Raw genomic sequence first — 10,806 nt, 5'->3', positions numbered from 1 at the left:
AAAATCAGGCACCTATCTTTTTGAACGTCAACGGAATCGCTGCTTTCGCATCAAAGCGGGCGGTACAGGCGGCGACATCATTGGCCCCGGCTTTACAGGTGATCTCCGGCATCGGATAGCGTGAACCGTCGGTGCAGCGCGCATTGCCACGACTCTTAATCATTAATTCCCCACTCTGATGCAGCCCCGAGAAGAGATCCGCGCGGCAGACGATGTTGTCGCCGTGAACCACACGCGCCGTACCTTTATTGTTCTGGATCTGGTAGCGCAGAGACGGCGCTTTGCCGGTGACGGGATCTTTCACGTCCACCATGACGCGCCAGTTACCGTTGAGGAAGCGCGTGGTGCCAGCCTTCATCTGGTTCGCATCCATCACCAACGCGTCTTTCGGAATCGCGGTAATCACCACCGGCTCATCGGCAGGTTTTTCTTTTTTCATCGGTGCAATGACTTCCGCCTGATGCAGCGGCAGCGCGGCGATAAGCGTCGGCAAAGGTTTCAGTTCCGGCGGCGGTGGCGGCGGTACATTGACCACTTCCGTCGCGATGGCTGGCGTCTGTGATTTCCACAGTAGCGGAGCGGCAATGGCGGCGACAATCAACGCGGCGACGGGCAGGCTCCACAGCGGCAGGCGACGTGACGGTTTGACCGGGACTGGCGTCACTTTTTCTTCGGTGACCACAGGAACCGGCTGCGGCACACTAACCGGTTCTGGCTCGCTGACCGGGACGACAGGCGTAGAGAGCAGCGGTTCGTCCGCCTGGGCAAATGTCACCTCAGGAACCGCCTCTTCGACCGGTTCTGGCTCAATGTGAATTTCCGGTTCAGGTTCTTCCTGGACGCGCAGGCATTCCAGCACATCCTCGCGGATGTTCGCATTGAGATTGATAAATCCCCAGAAGGTAATGACCGGTTTGCCATCCACCAGGAAGACGTGATTTTCGCCTGGAAACTGGACGGCTTTTTCCAGCAGCGAACCAAACAGTTGCAGTGACGTTTTTCCGGACTGCAGACTTTTGCGGCTCAGCGATGCGGCGCTTTCCAGCGTAGCACAGAGATAGCGCAGGGCGCGAAAGCGCGCCTCTTCATCGGCGGCTTTCCACGCGATGGATACCCCTTCAACGGGGGAATACCAGTCAACCCGATCGCCGCTGTCGTTGACTTGTGGAATGGCGAGACAATCCACCATCGCCTGCTGCTTACGCAGACGGAGCGTTTCACGAATTTGTAATGCTGAATCAAAGACGGCCTGGCCGCCACCGCCGACGGCCTGATAATCATCCAGATTGCCGCTGCGCAAGAGTGTTTTTGCCACGATAAGGACCCTAAGACTTTTTCACGCATCTACTTTACGGATTCGTGGCCCAGGCAAACGGTGGAAGAGAGGCAAAAAGGGGTGAATTTTCAGGGCATAGATGCGTTGACGTTTTCGAAAAGACTTAACAGAAATTCTGTGGCGAAAGATCCAACAAAAATGCGTGGATTCGCATAACCTGAGACAGATTTGTTATTTTTCAGTTGTCTTAATCTATGCTCCTATAACCCCCTCAATAATAACGAAGAAGGTTCATAACATGTCCACAGGGAAAACGCTGCTCGCGCTGGCGCTCAGTACCGTGTTACCAACGGGTGCCGCGCTGGCGGCAAATAACGACACCCTTGTCTATTGCTCGGAAGCCTCGCCAGAATCCTTTAACCCGCAAATTGCCAGTTCTGGCCCGTCGTTTGTCGCCAGTTCACAGGTGCTGTACAACCGCCTGATCAATTTCGACCCGGTAAAAAACACGCCGGTGCCGTCGCTGGCGACGGACTGGACTATCTCTGAAGATGGTAAAACCTACACCTTTACGCTGCGTCAGGGCGTGAAGTTCAACAGTAACAAGTTCTTCAAGCCGACCCGCGATTTCAACGCAGATGACGTCATTTTCTCGGTATTACGCCAGAAAGACGCGACACATCCGTACCACAATGTGTCTCAGGGCAGCTATGAGTATTTCAACGACGTGGGCTTCGATAAGCTGATTAAAGAGGTGAAAAAGGTCGATGATTACCACGTGCAGTTTGTGCTCAGTGAACCTAACGCCGCGTTTCTTGCCGACTGGGGAATGGATTTTGCCTCAATTCTTTCTGCGGAATACGCCGACGCCATGCTGAAAAAAGGGACGCCGGAAAACGTCGATAACTGGCCGATTGGCACCGGTCCGTACGTCCTGCAACAGTACAAACAGGACTCGCAGATTCGCTATCTGGCGAACCCGAATTACTGGGACGGCGAGGTGCCGACAAAGCATCTGATCTTCGCCATCACGCCGAACGTCCAGACGCGGATGGCGAAACTGCAAACTAACGAATGTCAGATTATCCCTGCGCCATCGCCGGTACAGTTTGATGAAATCAAGAAAAACAAAGACCTGGCGCTACATGCCGTTGAGGCGCTGAACGTCGGCTATCTGGCCTTCAACACCGAGAAAAAGCCGTTTGATAATGTGCTGGTGCGCCAGGCGCTGAACTACGCCACCGATAAGCAGGCGATTGTGAAGGCCGTGTTCCTCGGTTCGGCGAAAGTGGCAAAATCACCGATCCCGCCAAATATGATGGGTTTTAATCCGGAACTGAAGGATTACGCCTACGACCCGGAGAAAGCGAAAGCACTGTTGCAGCAGGCCGGGCAGGAGAAAGGGTTTGAAGTGACGCTCTGGTCGATGCCGGTGCAGCGTCCGTATAACCCCAACTCACGACGCATTGCGGAGATGATTCAAAGCGACTGGGCAAAAGTGGGCGTGAAGGCGAAGATCGTCTCTTACGAGTGGGGCGAATACCTTTCCGGCATGCGTAAAGGCGAGCATGACAGCGCGCTGTTTGGCTGGATGTCGGATAACGGCGACCCGGATAACTTCGCCGATGTACTGCTGGGCTGCAACAACATCAAAACCGGATCGAATGCCGCGCGCTGGTGTGATAAGGAGTATGATTCACTGGTCCAGAAAGCGAAGCTGACCAGCAAACCGGAAGCGCGCGTGAAGCTCTACCAGCAGGCGCAGGAGATCTATTATCAGCAGGCGCCGTGGATTGCGCTGGCAAACGGCAAGACATTCTACGCCACGCGCAGTAACGTGACCGGTTACAGCGTCAGCCTGATGGGCAGTGATTTTTCAAAAGCAAAACTGAATTAAGGAGTTTTTATGTCGCACCTGGATGAGGTCAGCGCCCGTGTCGATGCCGCCATTGATGAGGGCGTCATTACCCATATGAACGAACTGCTGGTTGCCCTGAGCGAGGACGCGCAGTTAAGCCGTGAAGATCGCTACACGCAGCAGCAGCGATTAAGAACGGCTATCGCGCACCACGGTCGTCAGCATAAGGAAGATATGGAAGCGCGCCGCGAACAACTCACGAAAGGCGGCACGATCCTCTGATCAGAACTGGCGCCTGGCGACGAGCCAGGCGCCGACCACCAGCATCACGGCGCCACAAACCGGGCCGATTAAGGCTCTGAGCGGAACGCCGTGACTGCGTAAAATATCCAGCACGAGACCGCCAATTAACTGGCTGGCGACCAGCACCGCAATGGTGGTCGCCGCACCAACATGTTGATAGCCGCTGATGCTGGCGAAAACGAAAAACGAGCCCAGCAGACCGGGGATCAGCGTCCACCAGCGCACGCTGGAAACCAGTTCGCCAAATCCCGCCACGCCCTGTTTAAACCACAAAATGCTGACAAACAGCACAATCCCGACCAGCGAGTTCAACAGCATGGCGATCAGGATGGTCGATGAGGTCTGTGTAATCCGCACCATCAGGGTGTTTTGTACCACCAGACCGATACCGGCGGCGATGAGAAAGGCGAGGGTGAGCGACTGGTTCATCCGCGCGAGTCCGGTTCGAGGCGGTCGTCAAGCTGTAACTGCATAAAGGTCAGATCCAGCCAGCGGCCAAATTTAGTGCCTACCTGCGGCATCTGCGCGGTAGTGTTAAACCCGAGCGTCTCGTGCAGGTGTAGTGAGGCGTGGTTCTGCGATTCAATACCGGCGACCATCACATGTTTACCACAGCGACGGGCTTCATCAATCAGCCTGCTCAGTAACTGGCGTCCCAGACCTTTTCCCTGATGATCCGGATGGACATAAACCGAATGTTCGACGGTATGGCGGAAGCCATCAAAGTTGCGCCAGTCACCAAACGAGGCGTAACCCGTGACAACGTCACCTTCCACGCTTACCAGCACCGGATAACCCAGCGCCTGCCGCGCTTGATACCATGTAATGCGGTTATCGGCATCGACCGTCTGATCGTTCCAGATGGCGGCCGTGTGCAGCACCGCATGGTTATAAATCTCTGCGATGGCGGCGCAGTCCTCTTTGCTGGCGAATCGAATAGACATGTTGAACCTCAGGGCTTGTTCACTATAGTATTACGATATGAATACTATTGAAGACAGCATAAATCAACGGATCGGTGCAAGAATTCGCATTGAACGAGAATCCCGCAGCTGGTCGCTTACCGAACTGGCTGAACGGGCGGGCGTGTCGCGCGCCATGATCCACAAAATCGAACGCGGCGAAAGCAGTCCAACGGCGACGCTGCTCGGCAGGCTCTCCGGGGCGTTTGGCATCAGTATGTCCATGCTGATTGCTCGTGCCGAAATGCAGGAGGGTAAACTGTCCCGTTTCGCCGATCAGCCCGTGTGGCACGATCCGCAGAGTCACTATCTGCGCCGCCATGTGTCGCCGCGTAGCGATCTGCCTATCGATCTGGTGCAAATTGAATTGCCAGCGGGTAGCGATATCCCCATGCCAGCGTCATCGTACGTTCAGGCCCGGCAGTTGATCTGGCTGCAGCGGGGCGAACTGGTGTTCGTCGAAGGGGATACGCGTCACGAGATGAAGGCGGGAGATTGCCTGGAGCTGGGGCCGCCAAATGACTGTCGTTTTATCAATGAGACGACGCAACCCTGCGTTTACCTCGTTGTGCGCTTAAACCAGGCCGGGAGTTAATGACCGCGGCGGCCTGCTACTATTGATGGATTCATGCCAAAAGCAGAGGAGAACATCATGGCTCAACAAACACAGCGTAATCGTCGTTGGGTGTTAGCATCCCGGCCACATGGCGCACCGGTGGCGGAAAATTTCCGTCTGGAAGAAGACGATGTCGCCACCCCTGGCGAAGGTCAGATTTTACTGCGCACGATTTACCTGTCGCTCGACCCGTATATGCGCGGACGCATGAGCGATGAACCGTCGTATTCGCCGCCGGTCGAGATTGGTGGTGTGATGGTTGGTGGCACCGTCAGTCGTGTAGTGACGTCAAATCATCCTGACTATAAACCTGGCGAATGGGTCCTGAGCTACAGCGGCTGGCAGGATTATGATATCTCCGACGGCACGGGGCTGGTGAAGCTTGGGGATCATCCCGAGAATCCGTCATGGGCGCTTGGCGTGCTGGGGATGCCCGGATTTACCGCCTATATGGGATTGCTTGACATCGGTCAGCCGAAAGAGGGCGAGACGCTGGTCGTGGCGGCCGCAACCGGCCCTGTCGGCGCAACGGTTGGGCAAATTGGCAAGCTGAAGGGGTGTCGCGTCGTGGGCGTTGCTGGCGGTGCGGAAAAATGCCGCCATGCCACTGACGTGCTGGGCTTCGATGTCTGTCTGGATCACTATGCCAGCGACTTTGCTGAAGAACTGGCGAAAGCTTGCCCACAAGGTATTGATGTCTATTACGAAAATGTGGGCGGGAAGGTGTTTGACGCGGTGCTGCCGTTGCTGAACACCTCGGCGCGGATCCCGCTCTGTGGTCTGGTTAGCGGTTATAACGCGACAAACTTGCCGGCGGGTCCCGACAGACTGCCGCTGCTGATGGCGACCCTGCTGAAGAAACGAATCCGACTGCAGGGGTTTATCATCGGTCAGGACTACGGACACCGCATCCACGAATTTCAGCAGGAAATGGGGCGCTGGGTGAAAGAGGGGAAAATCCACTACCGCGAGCAGGTCACTGACGGACTGGAGAACGCGCCAGAGACGTTTATCGGCCTGCTGACCGGTAAAAACTTTGGCAAAGTGGTGATCCGTCTGGCCGACGACGCGTAAACAGAACCTGGCGGCGAAAGCCGCCATTAAAAAATAGGCAAAATTTTAAATTCCAGCTTTAATTATACCCTAAATAAGTCGAGTTGCAGGACAAAGCCCAAAGGGCTTTGAACAGCGCTAGCGCTGGCCCCGAAGGGGCGAAGCCGAAGGCTGAGTCACGCGGCATGGGCGTGACAAATTCGTCGGGAATGAATTTGACCAGCCGCAGGCTGGCCTTCGGTGAGAGACAGGATGTCTCTCATTAATCTCCGGGAGCTTACTCGAGTAAGTGACTGGGGTGAACGAGCCCAGCCAACGCATCTGCAACTTGAAGTATGACGGGTATATATCACCGCGTAACCGACGAATAATCTGTCGGGGCAGTTAAAATAACGTGGGTAAATTACTGTTGTTTACGTTTTACATTTTTCATACCAGGCGATATTTATATCAATTAGGCGATTTAGCTTAATTGCGATTGGTTAAGTTATGAGGTGAAGAAATAGAATGCCTGGTATGGAAAAAACGCAACATTTAAGTCTGACTACACAAGTTGAAAGAGGATTAAAAGACAAATTAAGCATTGGTGCTTTACGTCCGGGCGCCAGGCTTATCACCAAAAATATCGCACAGGAGTTGGGGATCAGCATCACCCCGGTCCGGGAAGCACTGCTACGGCTGGTCTCCTCAAGCGCATTGGCTATCGCGCCCGCACAGGCGTTTATGGTTCCGGATATCACAATGACGAGGTTTAGCGAGATCGTTCATATCCGCTGTGAACTGGAAGGTATGGCGGTGATGGCGGCGACGGGCGAGGCCACGCCAGAACGAATGGGTATTCTGCATGCGCTTCTGGCGGACTATCAGCAGGCTCACGAGAGCGGTACGATAGAAGACCGGCTGTTGGCAAACCGGGCCTTGCGCTTCAAAATTTACCAGTTTGCCAATATGCCCACGCTTGTCGAAATGATCGAACAGCTTTGGGTGCGCATGGGGCCGAGCCTGCATTTTCTTTATGATATGGCAAAGCAGGAAGCCTATCAGCACAACGTCGGACATTATCAGGAATTGCTACGCGTGATGGCGACCGGAAATAAAGACGCCAGCCGTCATTGTTTAATTGACCTGATACATAAAAATGTAGTGGTAATTAAACAGCAATATAGTTATTAAGCATAGCTAAAATATAGCGGGGAAAATCCCCGCTAGTGCGGCATTAATAATCAGCCTTACTCAAAATGCCAGGCCAGGTTAACACCAACGCCATAGTTTCGCCCTGGCGCAGGTTCGTAGTAGCGGCCATTCGATTCATTCACGATAACCGAGCCGACATACTCTTTGTCGAACAGGTTATCGACGCGACCAAACACATCTACCGTCAGACGGCTGACGCTAAATTTATACCCGGTATTCAGGCCGACGACGGTATAAGACGGCGCTTTCGCGGTATTTTCATCATCGGCCATGATATCGCCCATATAGCGTGCATCGGCACCCGCATACCAGCCTTCATCAGGAACGTATCCCAGCGAGGCGAACCCCATGTTCCGCGCGATGCCGGGCATCCGGTTACCGTTACAGTTCTGGTCGCTACACACGTTACTGCGATAGGTGGCATCCAGCCAGGTCCACGACGCGATGAACCGCCAGTCTCCGGCAACGCGTTGATCCCAGGCGAGTTCCGCGCCCTGGCGGCGCGTTTTACCGGCATTTTTATAGGTCGTGCGCCCCCCGCTGCTGGAATCGACCACCAGTTCATCATCGGTATCGGTCTGGAAGAGCGCCGCCGTCAGCAACCCGTCACCGATCCGGGTTTTACTGCCGATTTCCACCGTATCGTTGGTTGAGGGTTTGAGCGCAAAATTCATCCCGCTTTGTCCGTCAGCGCGATAGGAAAGCTCATTGATGGTCGGCGTTTCGAAGCCACGGCCTGCGGCGAGATAGACGTTCCACCCATCGGTTAAGGCGTATTTTAACGAGCCGGCAGGCAGCCACTGATGGTAGCTGGCCTCACCGCTGTCATCGCCATTACCCGGCGTGACGTAACGATCGTTGGAATCGAACCACACTGAACTGTAGCGCACGCCGGCATCCAGCGAGAGTTTGTCGGTCAACTGCCACTGGGTTTGCAGATAAGGATCCACGTTCCACATCAGGTTGCGTTCATCGCGGCGCAGACTGCCTTTTTGTCCGTACTCCGGCACACCGTTACTCAGGCGATAGTTGTTATAGCCTTTACGGTTTTCACTCATGTTCTCGTAGTTCAAACCGGTGGTGAAGGTCACGGGGACACCCAGTTCACCACGATGCGTCCAGCGACTGTCGATGCCCTGATAATGACGCTGCAGAGCGATCACGCCGCCTGCATGAGAGGGGCGAAGCTGGGGCGTGATGGGAATGGACTGGTACTGCGTGGTTTCGCGCTCTCCGGCGTACATCATGACGCTCATGTCATCCCGCGCGCTGAGCTGGCGCTCATAGCGCAATCCGGCCTGGGTCTGTTTGATGGTTTTGCGCGTGTTGTATTGCTCAGCGCGAGGGGATTGCCGTGGATCTTCCCGCCATTCCGTTTCGCTGAGACCACCCGGATCGTCGGCTTTGATGTCGACACTGTTAAAAATCAGGCTCAGTTTACTGTCGTCATCGAGGCGTACGCCCAGTTTTGCGTTCGCCAGATTTTTCTGCGCGCCGCTGCGGTCACGATAGCCATGCGTGGTGAAACGGGTGGTGGAGACCGTGTAATCCACGTCGCCTGGCTGGGTGCCATCACCCATCGCGCCCGTGGCTTTCAGCCCATAACGCCAGCTACCGAAACTGCCATAATAGCTGCTCGCTTCTATTGTCGGCGGCTGCTGACCGGTTTGGGTGGTGACATTCATCACGCCACCGGAGGCATTGCCGTACAGCGCAGAGAAGGGGCCGCGCAGCACCTCAACGTTCTGCACGCTGCTGAGGTCAATGTTCGAGGTCTGCCCCTGACCGTCCGGCATGGTGGCGGGAATACCGTCCACATACAGACGGATGCCGCGAATGCCATAGGTGGAACGGGAGCCGAATCCACGTAGTGAAATCTGCAAATCCTGCGCATAGTTTTGCCGGTTTTGTACCTGAAGTCCCGGCACGCGGGTCAGCGATTCTGACAGGTTGATGCGCGGCGCTGCCAGACGCATCTCATCGCCGTCAACGACGCTGACGGCTGCTGGCGTATCCAGCTCTGATATCGCCTGGGGTGACGCGCTGACGATCATCGTCTGGGCATCGGTCGAGTCATCAGCCATCAGCGGCGATGAGAACACGAGCGGGAGAAAAAGTGCGGGAACTGCGGTATGTCGTGCGGAAATAATCTTCATGAAAAAGGCCAGTTAAATTGAACGTACCCAGCGGCATGTAAGTTCTATGTTAATAGATTTGTAAAAGTATGAAAATTTTAACGGCACGATGCGTTAATAATTGATGGAGAAATTAAGAAGATTGTAGCCAGAATGCGAATAAATGCTCCACATTCACATGAATAATGATTACCATTCCCATCTATAAAAAAGAGCAATACCATGATGTTGCTCGTTGAAGCGATGTGAAGCAGCAAAAATAGCGATTTATCAAAGGGAGTCGTCATGCATTTTCGTCATCTGTTTTCACCGCGCCTGCGGAGTTCATTGCTGTTAGGTTCGCTGCTGGTTGCTTCGTCATTCAGCGCCCAGGCCGCAGAAGAAATGCTGCGTAAAGGCGTGGGCAAAGGTGCCTACGAAATGGCTTACAGCCAGCAGGAAAACGCGCTGTGGCTGGCTACCTCGCAGAGCCGCAAGCTGGACAAAGGCGGCATCGTTTATCGTCTTGACCCGGTGACGCTGGAAGTCACGCAGGCCATCCATAACGATCTCAAGCCGTTTGGCGCCACCATTAACAATGCGACCCAGACGCTGTGGTTCGGCAACACGGTGAACAGCGCGGTGACGGCCATTGATGCGAAAACGAGTGAAGTGAAAGGGCGACTGGTCCTCGATGCCCGTAAGCGCTCAGAAGACGTGCGTCCGCTGCAGCCGCGTGAACTGGTTGCCGATGAAGCCACCAACACGGTTTATATCAGCGGTCTTGGCAAAGAGAGCGTGATTTGGGTAGTTGATGGCGAAAAAATTGCGCTGAAAGAGACTATCCAGAATACCGGTAAGATGAGCACCGGTCTGGCGATCGATAGCCAGGCGAAACGTCTGTACACCACTAATGCCGATGGCGAATTCATTACCATCGATACCGCCACCAACAAAATCCTCAGCCGTAAAAAACTGCTGGATGACGGTAAAGAGCACTTCTTTATTAACCTGAGCCTCGATACTGCCGGTCATCGCGCATTTGTTACCGACTCAAAAGCGACCGAAGTGCTGGTCGTTGATACCCGTAACGGCAACGTGCTGGCGAAAATCGCCGCGCCGGAATCGCTGGCTGTGTTGTTTAACCCGACGCGCAATGAAGTCTATGTGACGCACCGTCAGGCGGGTAAAGTGAGCGTGATTGATGCGAAGAGTTACAAAGTCGTGAAAACGTTTGATACGCCGACCTTCCCGAACAGCCTGGCGCTGTCAGCCGATGGCAAAACGTTGTACGTGAGCGTGAAACAGAAATCCACTCGCGAGAAAGAAGCCTCTGAACCGGATGATGTGATTCGCATCGCCCTGTAAGACGCCAGAGGGCGGTGATGTCGGGCACCGGCGCTTAGACTACCGCCTGATGGCGCTTCGCT

The 10,806-nt window shown here is 54.6% G+C and carries 10 protein-coding genes; 6 read left to right on the top strand and 4 right to left on the bottom strand.

Features of this window, described 5'->3' with window-relative positions; all coding sequences use genetic code 11:
• Positions 1–4: 4 nt before the first annotated feature.
• Positions 5–1,315 (bottom strand): SrfA family protein, encoded by a 1,311-nt coding sequence (locus OGY35_RS20620; protein WP_286633304.1) that lies wholly within the window; start codon positions 1,313–1,315, stop codon positions 5–7.
• Positions 1,316–1,574: 259 nt separating this feature from the next.
• Here OGY35_RS20620 and OGY35_RS20615 point away from each other — a divergent pair, with 259 nt between their 5' ends.
• Positions 1,575–3,173, top strand: coding sequence for an ABC transporter substrate-binding protein (locus OGY35_RS20615; protein WP_152404606.1), 1,599 nt, complete (start codon positions 1,575–1,577; stop codon positions 3,171–3,173).
• A gap of 9 nt (positions 3,174–3,182) precedes the next feature.
• Positions 3,183–3,416, top strand: coding sequence for a YdcY family protein (locus OGY35_RS20610; protein ID WP_152404608.1), 234 nt, complete (start codon positions 3,183–3,185; stop codon positions 3,414–3,416).
• On the opposite strand, the gene OGY35_RS20605 is transcribed toward OGY35_RS20610, so the two are convergent.
• Entirely contained in the window at positions 3,417–3,866 is a 450-nt protein-coding gene (locus tag OGY35_RS20605) for a DMT family transporter (protein ID WP_152404610.1), read from the bottom strand.
• Positions 3,863–4,381 carry a GNAT family N-acetyltransferase gene (locus tag OGY35_RS20600; protein ID WP_152404612.1) on the bottom strand — a complete coding sequence of 173 codons (519 nt, stop codon included), beginning with the start codon at positions 4,379–4,381 and terminating at the stop codon, positions 3,863–3,865. Before OGY35_RS20600 ends, OGY35_RS20605 begins: the two co-directional genes overlap by 4 nt.
• A 37-nt stretch (positions 4,382–4,418) precedes the next feature.
• On the opposite strand from OGY35_RS20600, the gene OGY35_RS20595 reads away from it, so the two are divergent.
• The 3 genes from OGY35_RS20595 (at position 4,419) to OGY35_RS20585 (ending at position 7,241) form a co-directional block, all read left to right on the top strand.
• A complete protein-coding gene (locus OGY35_RS20595) occupies positions 4,419–4,994 on the top strand; it encodes a helix-turn-helix domain-containing protein (RefSeq protein ID WP_152404614.1) in 576 nt (191 codons plus the stop codon).
• A gap of 57 nt (positions 4,995–5,051) precedes the next feature.
• Positions 5,052–6,089, top strand: a complete 1,038-nt coding sequence (gene curA / locus OGY35_RS20590; protein ID WP_286633303.1) for an NADPH-dependent curcumin/dihydrocurcumin reductase — start codon at positions 5,052–5,054, stop codon at positions 6,087–6,089.
• A gap of 486 nt (positions 6,090–6,575) precedes the next feature.
• Positions 6,576–7,241, top strand: coding sequence for a GntR family transcriptional regulator (locus OGY35_RS20585; protein WP_152404620.1), 666 nt, complete (start codon positions 6,576–6,578; stop codon positions 7,239–7,241).
• Positions 7,242–7,297: 56 nt separating this feature from the next.
• Here the strand turns inward: OGY35_RS20585 and pqqU are convergent, their stop codons facing one another.
• The gene (gene pqqU, locus OGY35_RS20580) at positions 7,298–9,418 is read right to left on the bottom strand and encodes a TonB-dependent receptor PqqU (RefSeq protein WP_286633302.1); all 2,121 of its coding nucleotides are present in this window, start codon (positions 9,416–9,418) and stop codon (positions 7,298–7,300) included.
• Positions 9,419–9,682: 264 nt separating this feature from the next.
• On the opposite strand from pqqU, the gene yncE reads away from it, so the two are divergent.
• Positions 9,683–10,744, top strand: a complete 1,062-nt coding sequence (gene yncE / locus OGY35_RS20575) for a 7-bladed beta-propeller protein YncE (RefSeq protein ID WP_286633301.1) — start codon at positions 9,683–9,685, stop codon at positions 10,742–10,744.
• Positions 10,745–10,806 lie beyond the last annotated feature (62 nt).

The organism is Citrobacter sp. Ct235 (genome assembly GCF_030332305.1).
Classification (GTDB): Bacteria; Pseudomonadota; Gammaproteobacteria; order Enterobacterales; family Enterobacteriaceae; genus Citrobacter_A; species Citrobacter_A telavivensis.
This window is presented reverse-complemented; position numbering and strand designations above follow the sequence as displayed.

Coding starts and splice junctions, on each gene's coding strand:
- OGY35_RS20615 (WP_152404606.1), top strand. CDS start 1,575: ATGTCCACAGGGAAAACGCTGCTCGCGCTGGCGCTCAGTACCGTGTTA.
- OGY35_RS20610 (WP_152404608.1), top strand. CDS start 3,183: ATGTCGCACCTGGATGAGGTCAGCGCCCGTGTCGATGCCGCCATTGAT.
- OGY35_RS20605 (WP_152404610.1), bottom strand. CDS start 3,866: ATGAACCAGTCGCTCACCCTCGCCTTTCTCATCGCCGCCGGTATCGGT.
- OGY35_RS20600 (WP_152404612.1), bottom strand. CDS start 4,381: ATGTCTATTCGATTCGCCAGCAAAGAGGACTGCGCCGCCATCGCAGAG.
- OGY35_RS20595 (WP_152404614.1), top strand. CDS start 4,419: ATGAATACTATTGAAGACAGCATAAATCAACGGATCGGTGCAAGAATT.
- curA (WP_286633303.1), top strand. CDS start 5,052: ATGGCTCAACAAACACAGCGTAATCGTCGTTGGGTGTTAGCATCCCGG.
- OGY35_RS20585 (WP_152404620.1), top strand. CDS start 6,576: ATGCCTGGTATGGAAAAAACGCAACATTTAAGTCTGACTACACAAGTT.
- pqqU (WP_286633302.1), bottom strand. CDS start 9,418: ATGAAGATTATTTCCGCACGACATACCGCAGTTCCCGCACTTTTTCTC.
- yncE (WP_286633301.1), top strand. CDS start 9,683: ATGCATTTTCGTCATCTGTTTTCACCGCGCCTGCGGAGTTCATTGCTG.